Annotated in this window: 16 protein-coding genes and 1 tRNA gene; 15 read left to right on the forward strand and 2 right to left on the reverse strand. The window is 29.3% G+C overall.

The window, feature by feature from the left end:
* The first annotated feature begins 23 nt into the window (after positions 1-23).
* The 9 genes from WNY60_RS00830 (at position 24) to WNY60_RS00870 (ending at position 6,295) form a co-directional block, all read left to right on the forward strand.
* Positions 24-407, forward strand: coding sequence for a hypothetical protein (locus WNY60_RS00830; protein WP_145001927.1), 384 nt, complete (start codon positions 24-26; stop codon positions 405-407).
* The gene (locus tag WNY60_RS00835) at positions 404-1,483 is read left to right on the forward strand and encodes an HlyD family efflux transporter periplasmic adaptor subunit (RefSeq protein WP_342861188.1); all 1,080 of its coding nucleotides are present in this window, start codon (positions 404-406) and stop codon (positions 1,481-1,483) included. Before WNY60_RS00830 ends, WNY60_RS00835 begins: the two co-directional genes overlap by 4 nt.
* Positions 1,483-2,745 carry an FtsX-like permease family protein gene (locus tag WNY60_RS00840; RefSeq protein WP_339809399.1) on the forward strand — a complete coding sequence of 421 codons (1,263 nt, stop codon included), beginning with the start codon at positions 1,483-1,485 and terminating at the stop codon, positions 2,743-2,745. The genes WNY60_RS00835 and WNY60_RS00840 overlap by 1 nt, the downstream gene beginning before the upstream one ends.
* 2 nt (positions 2,746-2,747) lie before the next feature.
* Positions 2,748-3,422 (forward strand): ABC transporter ATP-binding protein, encoded by a 675-nt coding sequence (locus tag WNY60_RS00845; RefSeq protein WP_339809397.1) that lies wholly within the window; start codon positions 2,748-2,750, stop codon positions 3,420-3,422.
* An 81-nt stretch (positions 3,423-3,503) separates the two neighbouring features.
* Positions 3,504-3,716, forward strand: a complete 213-nt coding sequence (locus WNY60_RS00850; protein WP_145001923.1) for a hypothetical protein — start codon at positions 3,504-3,506, stop codon at positions 3,714-3,716.
* Positions 3,717-4,610 carry a J domain-containing protein gene (locus tag WNY60_RS00855; protein WP_342861190.1) on the forward strand — a complete coding sequence of 298 codons (894 nt, stop codon included), beginning with the start codon at positions 3,717-3,719 and terminating at the stop codon, positions 4,608-4,610. It abuts the gene before it with no gap.
* A gap of 2 nt (positions 4,611-4,612) precedes the next feature.
* Positions 4,613-4,909, forward strand: a complete 297-nt coding sequence (locus WNY60_RS00860) for a chaperone modulator CbpM (RefSeq protein WP_342861191.1) — start codon at positions 4,613-4,615, stop codon at positions 4,907-4,909.
* Positions 4,910-4,916: 7 nt separating this feature from the next.
* A complete protein-coding gene (locus WNY60_RS00865; protein ID WP_342861192.1) occupies positions 4,917-5,825 on the forward strand; it encodes a mechanosensitive ion channel family protein in 909 nt (302 codons plus the stop codon).
* Positions 5,826-5,830: 5 nt separating this feature from the next.
* Positions 5,831-6,295, forward strand: coding sequence for a pyridoxamine 5'-phosphate oxidase family protein (locus tag WNY60_RS00870; RefSeq protein ID WP_342861193.1), 465 nt, complete (start codon positions 5,831-5,833; stop codon positions 6,293-6,295).
* 67 nt (positions 6,296-6,362) lie between these two features.
* Here WNY60_RS00870 and WNY60_RS00875 read toward each other — a convergent pair whose 3' ends face one another.
* Positions 6,363-7,133, reverse strand: a complete 771-nt coding sequence (locus WNY60_RS00875; RefSeq protein ID WP_145001918.1) for a sigma-70 family RNA polymerase sigma factor — start codon at positions 7,131-7,133, stop codon at positions 6,363-6,365.
* 193 nt (positions 7,134-7,326) lie between these two features.
* Between WNY60_RS00875 and WNY60_RS00880 the strand changes: the two genes are divergently transcribed.
* Positions 7,327-8,703 carry a sugar porter family MFS transporter gene (locus WNY60_RS00880; RefSeq protein WP_292944660.1) on the forward strand — a complete coding sequence of 459 codons (1,377 nt, stop codon included), beginning with the start codon at positions 7,327-7,329 and terminating at the stop codon, positions 8,701-8,703.
* A gap of 254 nt (positions 8,704-8,957) precedes the next feature.
* A complete protein-coding gene (locus WNY60_RS00885; protein WP_342861194.1) occupies positions 8,958-9,701 on the forward strand; it encodes a hypothetical protein in 744 nt (247 codons plus the stop codon).
* A gap of 133 nt (positions 9,702-9,834) precedes the next feature.
* Here WNY60_RS00885 and WNY60_RS00890 read toward each other — a convergent pair.
* Positions 9,835-9,919: transfer RNA gene (locus WNY60_RS00890), tRNA-Ser, on the reverse strand.
* Between the two features lie 206 nt (positions 9,920-10,125).
* Between WNY60_RS00890 and WNY60_RS00895 the strand changes: the two genes are divergently transcribed.
* The 4 genes from WNY60_RS00895 to WNY60_RS00910 all read left to right on the forward strand — a co-directional run bounded on the left by WNY60_RS00895 (position 10,126) and on the right by WNY60_RS00910 (position 16,377).
* Positions 10,126-10,758 (forward strand): NAD(P)H-dependent oxidoreductase, encoded by a 633-nt coding sequence (locus tag WNY60_RS00895; protein ID WP_339807940.1) that lies wholly within the window; start codon positions 10,126-10,128, stop codon positions 10,756-10,758.
* Between the two features lie 69 nt (positions 10,759-10,827).
* Positions 10,828-11,295 (forward strand): thioredoxin family protein, encoded by a 468-nt coding sequence (locus tag WNY60_RS00900; protein ID WP_339807939.1) that lies wholly within the window; start codon positions 10,828-10,830, stop codon positions 11,293-11,295.
* 107 nt (positions 11,296-11,402) lie between these two features.
* Positions 11,403-12,596, forward strand: a complete 1,194-nt coding sequence (locus WNY60_RS00905) for a DegT/DnrJ/EryC1/StrS family aminotransferase (protein ID WP_145001913.1) — start codon at positions 11,403-11,405, stop codon at positions 12,594-12,596.
* Positions 12,597-12,636: 40 nt separating this feature from the next.
* A complete protein-coding gene (locus WNY60_RS00910; protein WP_342861195.1) occupies positions 12,637-16,377 on the forward strand; it encodes a DUF3857 domain-containing protein in 3,741 nt (1,246 codons plus the stop codon).
* Positions 16,378-16,397: the final 20 nt, after the last annotated feature.

Here is a 16,397-nt window from a genome sequence, read left to right on the forward strand (position 1 = left end):
TTTCCGGTGTAATATTATTGAATATGAAAAATGAAGATCATACCCTTAAACTATTTTATCAAAACCTTGGTAAGTTGTTTTATGCTATTGCTTGTATAGATGGTACAATTGAAGTTGATGAAATTAACGCCTTAAAATTTACAGTAGAAAAGGAATGGAAATTAACTGAAGATACATTTACAATTATTGATAGTTTTAGTTGGTTACAGAGGGATCAAGATTACGATGCAGACACCTGTTTTAAAAGTTTTTTGAATTTTATGAACACTAATAAAACGCTATTTACTGAATCACGAAAAGCATTAATAGTAAAAACAGCAAATGCAGTAGCAAGTAGTTTTTCTAATCGTAATAAATCAGAATTAATGCTGTTAGCTAAATTAGATATTGAATTAAAAAAAATATGAAAAATGTTGTATTAATAGGTCTTGTTTTATTGCTTTTATCTTGCAATAGTAAAACAGAAAAGATGTTTCCGATAGCTCAAGATTTAACACAATCTGTATACACGTCTGTAACAATACAACCGGATAGTTTATATCAAGCGTACGCTATTGTTGCTGGTATTTTAGATAAAAATTTTGTTGAAGAAGGTGATGTTGTTAAAAAAAGCCAAGCGATTGCTCAAATAATAAATAATGCACCAGTTTTAAATACACAAAATGCTAAACTGTCTTTAGATTTAGCAAAGGAAAATTATAATGGAAGTGCAGCTATTTTATCAGGGATTAAAGATGAAATTGAAGCAGCAAATTTAAAGTATAAAAACGATTCGATTAACTTTTTTAGACAGCAAAACCTTTGGACACAAAGTATAGGCTCTAAAGCCGATTTTGATGCAAAACTACTTAACTATCAACTGTCACAGAATACTTTGACATTACTTAAAAATAAATATTACCAAACTAAAAATCAATTAAATACAAGTGTAAAACAAGCGCAAAATAATTACCAAACGTCTTTAATTAGTACTAAGGATTTTACAGTAAAAAGTGCTGTAAATGGTAAAGTTTACGCGCTTTATAAATCCTCTGGCGAGTTGGTTAATACCATGGAACCTGTAGCCTCTATTGGAAGTGCTAAAACTTTTATTATTGAAATGTTGGTGGATGAAGTGGATATTGTAAAAATTGTAAAAAATCAAGAGGTATTAATTACTCTAGATGCGTACACAGGAAAAGTATTAGAAGGGAAGGTGTCTAAAATATATCCTAAAAAAGACGAACGTAATCAAACATTTAAAGTCGAAGCCATTTTTGTAAATCCTCCCGAAGTGTTATATCCAGGATTATCAGGAGAAGCTAATATTGTCATATCTAAAAAAGAAAACGTGTTAACCATTCCAAGAAATTACCTGATTAATAGTAACCAAGTAAAAACAGCAGAAGGTTTAATTACCATCAAAATAGGTTTACAAAACATGGAATTTGTAGAGGTTATTGACGGAATTACTAAAGAAACCTACATCTATAAACCAGAATAATGGTAAACTGGACCATCATATTAAATATTGCAAAAACGCATTTGCTAACAAAATTTAAGCAAACTGCAATTGCAGCCTTAGGTGTTACTTTTGGTATTGGAGCGTATATAACTTTAGTTAGTTTTATGACAGGTTTAAATGCTATGTTAGACGATTTAATTTTAAATCAAACACCACATATTCATGTTTATAATGAGATTGAACCCTCTAAAAAACAACCTGTAGAGCTTTACGATGCTTTTAAAAATAGTATTAACGTAGTACATTCTATTAAACCAAAATTAAGTCAGAAAAAAATACACAATGCCTTACCTATTATTAAATTTTTAAATGAAAACGAAGACGTAAAAGGTGCCATTCCGCAAATAAAAACGCAAATATTTTATATTTCAGGATCCATTGAAATTGCTGGTAATATTACAGGTATCCAACCTGTAGAGGAGGCACGACTATTTAACTTTAGAGATTATATTATTGAAGGCGCTCCAGAAAAACTAAAAAATACAGAAAACGGAATTTTATTGGGTTCTGGAATAGCAAAAAAAATGTCCTTACAATTAGGAGACCGAGTGCAAGTTAGTACTATAAAAGGTGACATTTTTCCTTTAAAAATTGTTGGAATTTATCAAAGTGGTGTTGCAGATATTGATGCTATCCAAAGTTTTGTAAACCTTAAAACAGTCCAACGGATTTTAGGAGAAGCCGAGAACTATATTACAGATATTAATGTCAAGCTTTTTGATATTGATAAAGCTTTATCATTATCCAAAAAAATTGAGCAACAATTTAATTTAACTGCTATTGATATTAACACAGCAAATGCTCAATTTGAAACAGGAACAACCATTAGAAACCTAATTACTTATGCTGTATCAATAACATTATTAATAGTTGCAGGCTTTGGTATTTATAACATTTTAAATATGCTTATTTATGAGAAAATGAATGATATAGCTATTTTAAAAGCCATAGGGTTTTCTGGAAAAGATGTACAGTACATTTTTATGAGTCAAGCTATGATTATTGGTTTAGTTGGTGGTGTTTTAGGGCTATTAATAGGATTTGTTTTTACTAACATAATTAGTACAATTCCGTTTAAAACTGAAGCTTTGCCAACCGTAGATACTTATCCAATAAATTTTAATGGTTGGTTTTATATTATAGGTATTGTATTTGCTATGATATCTACCTTTTTTGCTGGTTACTTACCATCCCGAAAAGCTAAAAAAATAGATCCAGTTAAAATAATAAGAGGTCAATAATTATGAAAACAGTTCTGGAAGCCAAAAACATAAATAAATACTTTAAAAAGCCCGTGCTTTTTCATGTTTTAAAAGATATTAATTTTAAAATTAATGAAGGCGAATTTGTTTCCATAATGGGAAAATCTGGTTGCGGTAAGTCTACCTTATTATACATTTTGTCTACCATGGATTCAGACTATGAAGGTGATTTATATTTAAATGACGATTTATTAACAGGTGATAGTCCTAATAAATTATCTTATGTAAGAAATAAACATATAGGCTTTGTCTTTCAGTTTCATTATTTGCTTTCCGAATTTACAGTGCTAGAAAACGTAATGCTTCCAGCTAAAAAATTAGGAGAGAAAAGTTTAAAAGAGATTGAAAAAGATGCACTAGAAAAATTAAGAATTTTAAATATCCAACATTTAGCTTATAAACGTGCTTCTCAAGTTTCTGGTGGCGAAAAACAACGTGTAGCAATAGCTAGAGCACTTATAAATAATCCGTCTATAATTATGGGAGACGAGCCAACTGGTAATTTAGATAGTCATAATGCAGATAACGTGTTTAATATTTTTAAAAAATTAAGTGTAGAAGAAAACCTTTCTCTATTAATCGTAACACATGATACAGATTTTGCAAATCGAACAGATCGGATAATCACCATGGAAGATGGTCAAATAATTAGCTAATTATTAATACCTTAAACTGATTTTAATCATATTATTCTTGTAACTTTAAGAGTAAATTTATTGTTATTAAATAAGTTAGGTATGAAAACAAAGCAAGAGCTATTAACGCAAATCACACAATTAACATCTAATATAGAAACTAATTATCCAGAATTGTACACCTTTTTGTTGGAAGAACCAATTACGATTCCTACTGAAAAACATCCACATATTGATATTCCAGAATTACAGGACTATTTAAACACCTTAAAACAGGAGCTTAAACACCACATAGAAAACCATAAAACTAAATAAATGGCAGTTATAGATTATTATAAAACGTTGGGTATTGCCAAAACAGCTTCGGATAAGGATATAAAAAAAGCTTACAGAAAACTAGCACGTAAGTTTCATCCAGATTTAAATCCAAACGATAAAGAAGCTGAAAAAAAATTTAAGGAGATTAATGAAGCCAATGAGGTGTTAAGCAATCCGGAAAATCGTAAAAAATACGACCAATATGGAGAGCATTGGAAAAACTCTGAAGCCTTCGAACAAGCAAAACAACAGCAACAACAGCAACAACGTGCATATCAAGGTCAGGCAGGAAATTCTGGAGGTTACAGCGAACAAGATTTTGAAGATATGTTTGGTAGTATGTTTGGTGGTCAAGCATCTGGAAGACAAAGAAACACTAGATTTAGAGGTCAAGATTTTAATGCAGAGCTTCATTTGGATTTAAAAGATGTTTATACAGATCATAAACGCACACTTACTGTTAATAATAAAAACATCAGAATCACCATTCCTGCTGGAGTAGAAAATGGACAAACAATTAAAATAAAAGGTCATGGAGGTAAAGGGGTTAATGATGGACCAAATGGTGATTTATACATTCAGTTTTCTATTCAAAATCATTCCAAATTCAAAAGAGATAAAGACAACCTTTATACGACTGTAGATTTAGACTTATACACTGCTATGTTAGGTGGAGATTTAATGGTGGATACTTTTAATGGTAAAGTAAAATTGACGGTTAAACCAGAAACCCAAAACGGAACAAAAGTTAAGTTAAAAGGTAAAGGGTTTCCTAAGTATAAAAAAGCAGAACAGTTTGGAGATTTATATATAACTTATCAAATAAAAACACCGACAAACCTCACAGATAAAGAGAAAGATTTATTTACCCAACTTCAAAAATTAAGATAATTATGGAAGTAACAGATTTAATTTCTATAACAACTTTTTGTACGCATTACAACGTGCCTTCAACGTTTATAAATGATTTAAAAGATTATGAACTAATTGAAATTGTGGTTTCAGACAATGATAATTACATTAAAACAACACAAATTAGTGAGGTTGAAAAATTGATGCGTTTACACTTTGATCTTAATATAAATTTAGAAGGTTTAGATGCAGTTTATAATTTATTACAACGTGTAGAGGACATGCAAAATCAAATTACATCGCTTAATAATAAACTAAGATTATACGAAGATTTATAGTTAAATAATGGACAAAATAAATCAATGGTTTTTAGAGTATCCACTATTGCAAAGTATAATTAAATATATTGTAATAGTTGCTTTTGTATTGCTTTGTGTACAATTTATTAGACGCTTTTTAAAAAAAAATATTGCTAATACTTCTGTTAGATATAAATCTCAAAAAGGGATTGAGCTAATAGGTTATTTTCTGTTAGCCTTTATTACAGTTTTATACTTTACAGGAAGTATTAAAGATTTTACAGTTACGCTAGGTTTATTGTCTGCTGGATTAGCATTTACACTGCAAGAGTTAATATTAAGCATTGCAGGATCCGTGTATATTTTTGTTGTAAAAGTGTATGAACCAGGAGACCGAATAGAAATTAACGGAATCAAAGGAGACGTCATTGATGTAGATAGTATTTATACCACAATGATGGAAATTGGGCAATGGGTAGAAAGCGATAATTATACAGGCCGAATTGTAAAATTAAGTAATGCATTTGTCTTTAAAGGACCTGTTTATAACTACTCTAAAGATTTTCCATTTATTTGGGACGAGTTTAATTTGCCAATACGTTATGGTTCTGATATCGATTTAGCAAAATCCATAATTATAAAAGCAGCAACAACAACATTAGCAGAATATACAAAAGCATCTAAAGATCAATGGAAAGAAGTCGTTAATAAATATTATATAGAAGATGCAATGGTAGAGCCTACTTTAGCAACCACACTAACAGATAATTGGATTAAATTTAATTTAAGGTATATCGTAGATTATAAAAAAAGAAGAATAACAAAACACATATTAAATGATTTAATTAGGACAGAAATTGAAGCAACCAATGGTAAAGTTGTTTTAGCTTCTCAAACTATTGAGTTAATTAAAATACCTGATTTAAAAGTAGAAACAAACACTATAAAACACTAAGCATTATGTTTAAAAATTTAGAAGAAAAAGAAATAGAATACATTTTAGAAAACAATTATATTGGACAATTAGGTTATATATATAACAATACTCCGTTTGTAATCCCAATAACCTATTTTTTTGACAAAGAAAAGCATGCAATTATATGTTACTCTGGAGATGGTCATAAAATGAATGCTATGCGTAAAAATCCAACAGTGTCAATGTTAGTTTCTGATGTAGAAAATGTTACTAATTGGAAATCTGTATTAGTACACGGTAAATTTGAACAACACTTTGGTAGTGATGCTAAAGCCTATTTGCATAAATTTTCTTTGGGAATAAAGGATATTATTTTAGAAAAAGAACATAGTAAAGCTAACTTTATAAGTGATTTTTCTAGTAAAATTTATAAGGATGATATTCCTGCTGTGTTTTTAATTAATATAGAATCTATAACAGGAAAAAAAAGATTAGACTTTAAAGCCTAATATTATAATAGAATATAAAAAAAGAGCTTTTTATTAATAGCTCTTTTTTTTTAAAATTAAAATCAGATTAATTATTTAAATACCTATTAAATAAGCTAATTTGTAAAGCTTTTTTAGCATCGTTAAATAATTTTTTAACTTCAGTTATAGATAATTTTCTAACTACTGCAATCTCTTCAAAGGATAAATGCTCATTAGTAAATAGCTCAAAAACTTGACGCATTGCATTTGGTAAATTTCCAACAACAAAAGCTGTATGTTTTTTTGCTTCATCTTGTTTTAAATGCTTATCAATTTTATTAATAAAATCGACTTCATTCTCTTCAATAAAAATAGGTTTTAATTCGTAGTCATTATGATTGTAAGAGCTATCAGACAACTCTTCAATTAGCAATAAATCACCATCTGCATCCTTAGTATATTTTTCTTCCATAGCATCCCATTCAGGTTTAGAATAGGTGTCAATATTTTTAAAAAAGAAGTCATTAAATTCTTCTTCAACTTTAATATCTTCCATTATTTGATCAACTTTTAAGTATAACCAAGCATAAAAGTCTTTTTCATGTTTAACGTCTTCAATATGATCGTAAATTTCTATAAAAAGTTGATCTATTATATCATCACCTTTATATTTTCCTTTGGAAAAATGTCCTTGACTAATGTACACATTAAGTTGTCTATTAATGTAATTCCGTAAAACAGGTAATATTTTTAAAACTAAATTATTAAAGGCATCTTTGTCACCTTCATTTTTAAATTGAAGAAGATCAGAATGTGATTGTTTAACAAATAATCTAAATTCATTTTTACTTTGATAATACTTGATATTTGTATTCATAATAATAAGTTTACTATAAAATTACTTAAAATCTATACATTAAAACATGATATTAATCACATAAAATAATCTGTTAAGATTACTTTAATAACATATTGCTTACAATTAAAAAATACTAACCATACAAAAACCAAACATGTTGAATTTATTATCAATTTAATAGTATATTTATTGGCTAACAAAAATTATTTAAATGAAAAAAAGTGTTTTCTTACTTCTTATTGCAGCTGTATCAGCATTAGGAGGTTTATTATTTGGTTATGATACAGGTGTTATAAATGGCGCACAATATTATCTTACAGAACATTTTCAATTAAGCGATGCTTTAAAAGGATGGGTTGTTGGTAGTGCACTATTAGGTTGCTTTGTTGGAGCAATAGTAGCAGGACCATTAAGTATAAAAATAGGTAGAAAATGGTCTTTAATTATTTCGGCATTATTATTTACACTATCAGCATATGGTTCTGGCTTACCAGAAATTTTTCCACAATCAGTTAGCATGCTAGTGTTTTTTAGAATTTTAGGAGGATTAGGTATAGGTGTAGCATCTATGAATGCACCAATGTATATAGCAGAAATTGCACCTTCAAATATAAGAGGTCGTATGGTTACGTATTATCAATTAGCGATAGTTATAGGCTTTTTTGTAGTGTTTTTAGCAACTTATTATATAGGAAACAATTTAACAGTAGCCGAAAACATAGAATTTGGATGGCGTCGTATGTTTTGGTCAGAGTTAATACCAAGTGGCTTATTTTTAATACTATTATTTTTTGTGCCTAAAAGTCCAAGATGGTTAGCTTTAAAAGGAAAAGATAAAGAGGCATTAATTGTATTAGAGCAAATTAATGATGCCGAAGTAGCGTCCAAAGAGATGTTACAAATTAAAAAATCTTTAAACCAAAATAACGATGGTATTAAGGTTAGTTATTTTTCTAAAGCTATATTAATAATCATAGCAATAGGTACTGCTTTGTCAATGTTGCAACAATTTACAGGTATAAATGCAGTGTTATATTATGGTGCAGATATTTTTGAAAAAGCCTTAGGTTTTGGAAAAGAAGATGTTTTAGCACAACAAATATTATTAGCATTTGTCAACTTAGTCTTTACTTTTGTAGCTATGTTTACGGTAGATAAATTTGGACGTAAACCTTTACTGTACATAGGGTCAATAGGGATGATAATTGGATTTTTGCTATTAGGAGTTACATTACAACAAGAAAGTGTTGGTATGTTATCATTAATTGGTGTTTTAGTTTTTATTGCATCTTTTGCTTTATCAATGGGACCTGTTGTTTGGGTATTATTGTCAGAGATGTTTCCAAATAAAATACGTAGTGTGGCTATGTCAGTAGCTGTAGCAGCTCAATGGGCTGCAAATTATGTAGTTTCTCAATCTTTTCCAATGGTTATGGGAAGCGAGACTAATAACAGTGCTCCATGGAATGGCTCTTTACCTTATTTTATATTTATTGCTTTTATATTAATTATAGTGTACGTAACCTATAAATTTATACCAGAAACTAAAGGTAAATCTCTAGAAGAGATTGAAGGGTTTTGGGAGTAATGTCAAAACTTATAATTTTAAAAAGCCATAACAGAATAGATGTTATGGCTTTTTTTATGTCAAAATCTAATAGCATAAATAGGATGGTTTTTATAGAGTATTAAGTCTAATATTTTCATCACATTTTTTGTCACAACTTTTAAGTATGTTGTATTAATAAGCTTATTTAAGAAAATTTTAATGTAATAATTAAATTATTAATGCTTAAATACACTAATTTAAAGACTTAATTATAATATCAAAAACAACTTATTATGGATGATCAAATGCATTTGGCAGCTCAGTATTTAGCTGCAGCTGGAATTAGTTTTCTTGAAAAGAAAGACGACGACAGTCACACAAATTTTGGATTTAGTATAACAGATAAGTGTTTATATACGCATTCACTTTCTATAAACGACGATGTCTTAGGTTTAGATTACGACAACTTCGCATTAGTATGGAAGTCTAAAAAAGGTAAAACAAGTTTTAGTTTGGATGGTGTCTCGCATAGCACTATCCTGAAGTGGCTTTCGGATATGTCTAAAAGCAATCTTAATAAGTTGTATACCTATAAGTTTCATTATACGTTGCCATATAGTATAGACGCAAGTTACACTTTTAAATTGTCTAATTTAGATCGTCTTAAAACATTGACAGCTCAACGTGTAATGGCAGAAAAAGTTATTGAAAGTATAAAAGCAGATTATAAATTGGAAGCACCTTGCAGAGTATGGCCTCATCATTTTGATACTGGTATTTATGCAAAGATACCAGATACTAATTTAACCATTGGTTTAGGACTAGCAATTCCGGATAATGTATCTAAAACCCACTATTTTTATATCTCTGGATATAAAAATGATAAAATAATTAAACCTTATAATTTTTTTGAATTAACAATAGGAGAGTGGAGAACTGAAGATTTTACTGGTGCAATTTTAGAATTGTTGGACGTAAATAAAAATGATACTATATCATTTTTTAAAGAAGCTATTAAACAATTTAAATCAAAATAGGAGTAATAAATATATCAATAACCATAAGTAAATAATGGTAAAAGGTTTTTTAAAATAATATAGATCTCTGTGTAATTGATAAAATCAAAAGTTGATATAATAAAAAAGCCTTACATAAAATGTAAGGCTTTTGCGGAGAATGAGGGATTCGAACCCCCGGAGGTGTGACCCTCAACAGTTTTCAAGACTGCCGCATTCGACCACTCTGCCAATTCTCCTTGAGTGTCTCATTGGATATCCTCCAATTGCGAGTGCAAATATAGATATGATTTTAGTTATTTTCAAATAAAAAATGCATTATTTTTTAAAAAGTTGTTTATCAATATGATAACAAGTAATTAAATCTTACATTATTTAAAAATCTATAGGGTTTTATGTGTTTTGCATGATTGATAAGCTTTATTTTTGCTTAAAAAAGGATATTATGGATATAATTGAACAACTTAACTGGAGATATGCCACCAAAAGTTTTGATTCAAAAAAAATAATTGCAGAAAGTGATATTAAAATTTTAACAGAAGCGTTTAATTTAACTGCAACATCGTACGGTCTTCAACCAATAAAGTTATTAGTTATAAAAGATAAAACTTTACAAAAGCAATTAGTGCCTTTATCATTTAATCAAAAACAGGTGCAAGAAGCTTCTCATTTATTTGTGTTTTGCATTGATTCAAAAATGGATACACCTTTTGTTTTAGATTATTTTAATAGAGTTAAAGAAATTAGAAACACTCCTAATGAGATTTTGGATCCATTTAAAAATTTTTTAGTTCAGGATTTTGATTCTAAAACTCAAATTGATAAAGAAACTTGGGCAACTAAACAAGCTTATTTAGCTTTAGGAAATTTAATGACGGTTTGTGCGTTATTAAATATAGATGCTTGTCCTATGGAAGGGTTTTCGACTAAAGATTATGATGCTATTTTAAATTTAGAAAAGTTAAATTTAAAATCTGTCCTTATTATGCCAATAGGATATAGGGCTGAAGATGATTTTATGTCTAAACTTAAAAAAGTTAGAAAACCTATTGAAGAAAGTGTAATTATTTGGAAATAGAATTTCGTGGCAAGATTATTGTTATTTCAGTAAAAAGAATATTTTTGTAAAGCTTAACACACACACAATATGAAAAAATTAATATTTTTATTTGTCTTATGTATCTCTTTCACTGTTTCTGCTCAAGAAGAAGACGAAGACATGTCAAACTTAAATTGGTTGACGGATTTAAACGAAGCAAAGACTGAGGCTATTTCATCTAAAAAACCAATATTAATTTATTTTACAGGTAGTGATTGGTGTGCACCTTGCAAGATGTTGAAAAAAGACTTTTTTAATACAGAAGCTTTTGAAGAAAAAGCAGAACAGTTTGTGTTAGTTATGATTGATATGCCAAGACGTACAGATATAATTTCTGAAGAACAACAAAAGAAAAACAATACTGTGGTTAGTAAATACAATACCAATGGAGGTTATCCAAATTTAGTAGCATTAAACGATCAATTAAATATTATAGGCGAATTATCTGGTTATACCTTTTTACGTGAAACAGACAGACATTTTGCTTTTATTGAATCTATTTTAGAAAACTACTAGCATAATAAATACCATCTATAGTTATTAAAGCGTCTAAATTAATTTTTAGACGTTTTTTTTATTGCTTATTTTCTGTTAGATTTGGAATATTAACAAATATTATACAGATGCCAGGATTTGAAAGCTTTGGAGCTTTAGAGAGAAAAGAAGTAGAGGATGTTTTAGATAATGGTGTTTTGATGCGCTATGGTTTTGATGCCATGAGAAATGGACATTACAAAGCACAATCTTTAGAAAACGAAATTCAACATACATTAGAAGTTAATCACGCACAATTAGTTACCAATGGTACAGCTGCTGTATCTGTTGCGTTAGCGCTAGCTGGTATTGGAGCAGGAGATGAAGTTATTATGCCTTGCTTTACGTTTGTTGCTAGTTTTGAAGCTATTATGATGTTAGGCGCAATCCCTGTTTTGGTAGATATTGACGATACCCTAACCCTTAACCCTGAAGCTGTATCTAAAGCAATTACCAGCAAGACTAAAGCTATAATGCCAGTACACATGTGCGGTAGCATGGCTAATTTAGATGCTTTGATGGCTATAGCTAAAGATCACAATCTTAAGCTAATCGAAGATGCTTGTCAAGCTATTGGAGGAACTTATAAAGGAAAATATCTTGGTACTTATGGTGACTTAGGATGTTTTAGTTTTGATTTTGTAAAAACAATAACTTGTGGAGAAGGTGGAGCAGTGGTTACTAATAATGCACAATATGCTAAAAACGCTGATTTGTTTACCGACCATGGTCACGATCATATTGGTAGTGATAGAGGAGCCGAATTACACCCATATTTAGGGTATAACTTCAGAATATCAGAGCTTAATGCAGCAGTAGGATTGGCTCAAATAAGACGTTTAAAGGATTTTATCGCTATTCAGAAAAAAAACTACACAATATTAAGGGAAGCACTGGCTGTGTTTCCTGAGGTGACTTTTAGAACAGTACCAGAAGGAGGAGAAGAAAGTTACGCGTTTTTAAACTTTTTCTTACCTAATTTAGATACTGCCAGAAAAGTAGCTTCTACTTTTAAAGAGAGAGGTGTTGATGCTTGTTTTCATTATTATGATAATAATTGGCATTATATTAGAAAATGGGAGCATTTAAAAGATATTAAAACCTTGTATCCAGTATCTAACGACGTTAAAAATGGTTTAGCGTACTTACAAACTAAAACATTTGATGCTTCAGATCACTTTATTGGCAGAAACATATCTTGTTTGATAAAGTTATCTTGGACAGAACAACAAGTCCGTGAGCGTGCTCAACTTATGGTAGACGCTATAAAACAATCACTATAATCTTTAATTTATTATCACAATCCCTTAAACCAACCACTAAATGAAAAAATTCGCTATACTATTTATTTTGCTAAGCTTTTATTCGGCTTTAGCCCAAGATAATTATGATCAATTTTGGCAAGAGTTATTAAGTAATAATCGTGTTTCTGCTACTGAAACATTAAAGAATGTTAATGACAATACTATTCAAAATCTTATTGTTAATGAAATGCTTAGGGTAGAGAATGGTCAATTTAGAACCAATAAAGATTTTTTGCCTGCATTTTTAAATGATGCAGATTATCAGTATTACTTATATGCACTTTGGAATGAAAATTATTTATTTAATACGTATCTAGAAACTGGTTTTAATAGCAAAAATATAGGAGCAATTCGAAGCGTTGCCAAAAAAAATCCCACACATAGCACTATCAAAGATGCTATAATTTACCTAGAGTCTGTTTTAGCAAGAGACAGTAAAGATTGGAAGACATATAATTCTAAAATGAACAATATACCATCATTTAGACATTGGCAGTATTGTGGTGTTTTTGAAAACTTAAATAAAAGTGGTCTTGATCGTGTATATGGTCCAGAAACAAACGCTAATAGTGATGCGCCTTTTGATGCAGAAAGTAATGGTTTTGTTAATTGGTACACTGCAAAAAACCAAGAAGAGGCTTATCAGTTTTTTACAAATCACGAAGAATATGGCTCTGGTGTTAATTATGCGCAAACATTTGTTACTGCATCACAAGACGAAACAGTAATTTTACGTATAGGAAGCGGATCTGCTTTTAAATTATGGTTAAATGATATAGTTATTTTTGAAAACAAACAAGACGTCGTTACAGACCTAGATGCATATCAAGTCAAAGTAACGTTTCCTAAAGGTAATAATAGGTTGTTAATAAAAACTGCAGAGAGTGATTATGGTAGCTACTTTATAGTTAGTCCATTAAATTTAGATGGCTCACATAATACTAATCTAAAAGATACTGCAAGCTATGCTGATTATAATAAAAGTACTGTAAGTCAACTAAATGCAAAACCAATTACTAATAGTTTTGAAGCTTATTTTTTAAACAAACTTGATCAAAACCCAAATAACTTTTTTAATGCCTATTGTTTAGTAAAAACATATTTAAGAAACTCTAAATATGAAGAAGCTAAAAAAGTATTACAACCATTTTTAGAGCAATATCCAAAAAGTAGTTTGTTAAGAAAATTAATGATTTCTGTGTATTCTTTAGAAGAAGATTATACTAGCATACAAGAAATTAATAAAAATATGGAACTGGATGACGACTCCTATTATCTACCAGTTTTATTAAAAGTTATGTTATTTGACGAGTTGACTAGAATGAGTCTTACTGAGTTAGAAGAATACCTGGAGAAACTTAAAAAAACTATTGATTTAGAAATCATGCACGAAACTGCAGATTTTATCTACAATGCACGTCAGGAAAATAAAGCTAAAGTCAAAAAAAACCTAGATAAGTTAATGAAGATGGCAGATGGTAATACTAAGTTAGTATTACGTTATGCACCTTTATATGCGTCATTGTTTGAAGAGGAAAATAAGACAATTAGTATATTAGAAGATTTAGAAAAAAGCACCTTTGACTTAGCTTTAGTTAGACAGCTAGTGTCTTATTACGATAGACGCAATCAAAAAGATAAAGTCATGGATATGCTGACCAATGAGATTGAATATCTAGGGACAGATAATTATTACTTAAGATCAATTATTAATAAATTACATCAATATCAAAAACATAAAGAATCTTTAAAATATATTGATCAAGGATTATCAAATTTTCCAGATTCGTTTGTTTTTCAAGAGTTAAAAGGGGATGCTTTACTTCAAATAGATAAACAAAAGGCAATTACTGCGTATCAAGCATCATTGGCTCACAATAGCAACGATAAATCCCTAAGAAAAAAATTAAAAGATTTAAATAACGAAAATAACGTTTTAAAAGATTTAGTAACAGAAGATGCTTACGGATTAATTACGGACACTAGAGGTAAGATTTTAACCAATAATTATGGTTTTAATATATTACATGATAATAGCACTGTAGAGTTGTATAGTGAAGGTGGTGGTAATTATAGATCTGTTTTTATCTACGAAATTACTTCAGACAATGGAGTAGAACGTTTTAAAGAATATGATTTAGGTTTAAGCGGAACATATAATATTAATAAATCAGAAATTGTTAAACAAGATAAAAGCATCGTACCAGCAGATAAAAGTGGATCTAGCTTAGTATTTAACGGATTGTCAATTGGTGATGTAATTTATTTAGATTACGAATATTCGTTTTCTAAGTCTGGTCGTTTTTACAAAACGTATTCTGACCGTTTTATGTTAGGTTCTTTTCATCCTACTGCCTCTTCTTCAGTTAAAGTAATTGCGCCAAAAGATTATAAATTAAATTATAAAAGTGTTAACGGTAATACACAACCTAAAATAACAACTAAAGGCGATTCTAAATTATACGAATGGACTATTTTAAATAATCCAGGATTACCACAAGGTGAAGACTATATGCCAAGTGATAGTGATGTTGCAGAGTATGTTCACTTTAGTACAATAGATAGTTGGAACGAAATTTCTATATGGTATTCTGACCTAGTTAGAAGTGTTATGGAAGTTAACGCGACTGTACAAGATACATTTGACGCATTATTTCCGGAAGGTTACAAGCATTTATCAGAAGACCAACGTGCTAAAATTATCTACAATTATATACGTAATAATTTTACCTACAGTTATGTTAGTTTTAGACAAAGTGGATTTGTGCCACAAAAACCATCTAAAACCATCAAAACTAATTTAGGAGATTGTAAAGACTTTTCTACTTTATATGTAACGTTGGCTAAAAAAGCCGAGTTAGATGCTAATTTAGTACTTGTGTTAACCTCAGATTACGGTTATAACAGTTTAGTATTGCCAAGTACAGATTTTAATCACTGTATTGCAAAAGTTAAAATTGATGGAAAAGATCAGTTTTTAGAATTAACAGATAAGTATTTACCATATAAATCTTTACCAACATCGTTAAGAGGTGCTACAGCTTTAGAGATTCCTTTGGATAGAAATGATACTAAAACGTATGATTTATTTAAATTGAATAATTTATCAAGAGAGCAAGCGGTCTCTAAAAACATAGTTACATTAAATATCGATAATTCAAAAATTGGTATGGTAATAGACTCAGAATATAGTGGTCATATTAATTCTTATTATTCTAGTGTATTTGCAGAGCCAAATGCAGAGGTTGTTAAAAAATCTGTTTACGAAGATTATGATAATAGATTATCAGATGACTTTACATTAAATAGTGTGAATAATATAGAAAGACTTAATGATGATATGTTGATTAAATATACATCAGATATGACATTAAATAAAAAAATAAATAAAATAGGATCTACTAATGTGTTGCAATTACCAATGGTATCTAATCCTTATACCAATAGTATTGTTAGTTTAGAAAAACGTGAGCATGTAATTGATTATACATTATACGAAAACATGGATGTTTACCAAGTAGATTATATTGTTAATATCCAAGCCGATCAGTCTTTTACTGAAATTCCTGAGAATGTTAGTCTAACTTTTAAAGACCATTCCTATAGCATAACTTATAGTAAGTTAAAGGCTAATCAATTAAAGGTTGAAATCAAATCAAAGCCTTCAATGAAACGTATTCAAGCTGCTGACTATCCAGAATTTAAAATCTATGTCAAAAATGTATTAGATGCACAAGACACTTTTATAGGTTATAAGTAGTAAAATAACATCTAAAAAAA

Source organism: Olleya sp. AS48, from assembly GCF_038900355.1.
In the GTDB taxonomy this organism is placed as follows: Bacteria; Bacteroidota; Bacteroidia; order Flavobacteriales; family Flavobacteriaceae; genus Olleya.

Bases quoted from the DNA above. Each gene is read 5' to 3' on its own strand.
- WNY60_RS00830 (WP_145001927.1), top strand. From the start codon at position 24: ATGAAAAATGAAGATCATACCCTTAAACTATTTTATCAAAACCTTGGT.
- WNY60_RS00835 (WP_342861188.1), top strand. From the start codon at position 404: ATGAAAAATGTTGTATTAATAGGTCTTGTTTTATTGCTTTTATCTTGC.
- WNY60_RS00840 (WP_339809399.1), top strand. From the start codon at position 1,483: ATGGTAAACTGGACCATCATATTAAATATTGCAAAAACGCATTTGCTA.
- WNY60_RS00845 (WP_339809397.1), top strand. From the start codon at position 2,748: ATGAAAACAGTTCTGGAAGCCAAAAACATAAATAAATACTTTAAAAAG.
- WNY60_RS00850 (WP_145001923.1), top strand. From the start codon at position 3,504: ATGAAAACAAAGCAAGAGCTATTAACGCAAATCACACAATTAACATCT.
- WNY60_RS00855 (WP_342861190.1), top strand. From the start codon at position 3,717: ATGGCAGTTATAGATTATTATAAAACGTTGGGTATTGCCAAAACAGCT.
- WNY60_RS00860 (WP_342861191.1), top strand. From the start codon at position 4,613: ATGGAAGTAACAGATTTAATTTCTATAACAACTTTTTGTACGCATTAC.
- WNY60_RS00865 (WP_342861192.1), top strand. From the start codon at position 4,917: ATGGACAAAATAAATCAATGGTTTTTAGAGTATCCACTATTGCAAAGT.
- WNY60_RS00870 (WP_342861193.1), top strand. From the start codon at position 5,831: ATGTTTAAAAATTTAGAAGAAAAAGAAATAGAATACATTTTAGAAAAC.
- WNY60_RS00875 (WP_145001918.1), bottom strand. From the start codon at position 7,133: ATGAATACAAATATCAAGTATTATCAAAGTAAAAATGAATTTAGATTA.
- WNY60_RS00880 (WP_292944660.1), top strand. From the start codon at position 7,327: ATGAAAAAAAGTGTTTTCTTACTTCTTATTGCAGCTGTATCAGCATTA.
- WNY60_RS00885 (WP_342861194.1), top strand. From the start codon at position 8,958: ATGGATGATCAAATGCATTTGGCAGCTCAGTATTTAGCTGCAGCTGGA.
- WNY60_RS00895 (WP_339807940.1), top strand. From the start codon at position 10,126: ATGGATATAATTGAACAACTTAACTGGAGATATGCCACCAAAAGTTTT.
- WNY60_RS00900 (WP_339807939.1), top strand. From the start codon at position 10,828: ATGAAAAAATTAATATTTTTATTTGTCTTATGTATCTCTTTCACTGTT.
- WNY60_RS00905 (WP_145001913.1), top strand. From the start codon at position 11,403: ATGCCAGGATTTGAAAGCTTTGGAGCTTTAGAGAGAAAAGAAGTAGAG.
- WNY60_RS00910 (WP_342861195.1), top strand. From the start codon at position 12,637: ATGAAAAAATTCGCTATACTATTTATTTTGCTAAGCTTTTATTCGGCT.